This window comes from Paenibacillus alba (assembly GCF_013204855.1).
Taxonomy (GTDB): Bacteria; Bacillota; Bacilli; order Paenibacillales; family NBRC-103111; genus Paenibacillus_E; species Paenibacillus_E alba.
The window spans coordinates 1-1450 of record NZ_JABMKZ010000091.1 but is presented as its reverse complement, the minus strand read 5'-3'; the positions used below and the strand labels follow the sequence as shown (position 1 = coordinate 1450).

Here is a 1450-nt window from a genome sequence, read left to right as displayed (position 1 = left end):
AACTCCCTCAGAGAATAGGAATTTTCTCACGAATGCTCGCTCATTCGCAGGATTTCAAAATACATGTTAAATAGGAGTTACGGTGTTTGGGTTCTGTGTGGCAGGAAGTTCCGTTAGAGCGCATGCGGGAACAGAAGGTGCTGACGTGTTTACAACATCTTCCATAATAAAGGTATAATGCACGCGTCTCTCCACAAGGTCCTTGGGGATTCACTCTCCCAAATCTCGACGGGTCTATGCCCTCACATTCCTTCGTCCTATCTTTCCAAGGTGTGGAGTCCGATTAACGTTAACGGAACGGGTCTATGCCCTAAAGCTGAACAATCTCGGTACTCCGTGCTTTCTTTGTGAGATCCTACGAATGAGCCAATCTACGTGTCAAGGTTATGATTTACTTTTTATGCTGCTAATGGTAGCTGGGCTTTATCCATGGAGAATGTTTGCCCTTCTCTTGCCATGGCTACAAGCATCCGGGTTAGTTTCCCAATCAACTTCATCATGGACTGCATTTTCGTCATTCGTTTCACTTCGGTATTATGAGCATGCAAGGCTTGAAACGCTTCATTGAAAGATAACAGGTGAAATACTGTGAAGTAGAGATGCTTACGCAGAAGTGAGTTGCCTCGTTTGGTGAGCTTGATTTGCCCCTTATACTTGCCTGAACTTCGTTCTGCTAAGTTCAATCCTGCCTTCCGTAATAACTGATTTCCGTGAGACAGATTACGTAAATCCCCGCCAAATGCCAAAATAGCAGCCGTTGCAGGGACAGAAGCACCCACAGATCGAACAAGATCTGAACAAGGAATTTCAGGAAGTACCTTTTCAATCATCTCGTCCGCTTCATCAATGATTCCGCGAATTCTTTCATACTCTTCGATGAGGTGCGTTAACTCCCATTTGTCTTCTTCAAGGGCAGTAGTGTCTCCAACGCTATGTCTAGCCAGTGATTGAAGTTCCATCGCCTTGTTCTTACCTCGCACCCCGCCAGGTCTGGCCATATACTCACCCCAGATCTGTACGATTTCCTCTGGAGTTAGCTGCAATAGGTCAGAAGGGGCTGGGAAGCGGCGCAAAGTAGCCAACGAACGATCGCTAAATATATCATCAAACGCTTGTCTGTATTCTGGAAAACGGATATCGAGCCAGCGGTGGATTCTATTCTTGATCCGTCCTGATTTAACAACCCAGTGCTCTCTGTTTGTCACCATAACCCGTATGCGGCGGAATGCTTCATCCTTTGGAGAGAAGGGCGTATAGAACCCACGACTCACCGCATCAGCGATGACAAGAGCATCTTTTGGGTCGTTCTTGGAAGGAGAGTTATCTCTGTTTTCTTTATTACGTTTGGTTGTCATCGGATTGACAAGAGCCACATCAATTCTTTGATCCACCAACCAGTTGGCAATATTGAACCAGTAGTGACCTGTGCTCTCCAAACCTACAACGATGT

General features: G+C 46.0%; 1 protein-coding gene. It reads right to left on the bottom strand.

Annotated features, from left to right (window positions below; translation table 11 throughout):
• Positions 1–398 precede the first annotated feature (398 nt).
• On the bottom strand, positions 399–1450 hold a 1052-nt coding region (locus tag HQN90_RS37980; protein WP_173227986.1), incomplete at its 5' end, for an IS110 family RNA-guided transposase.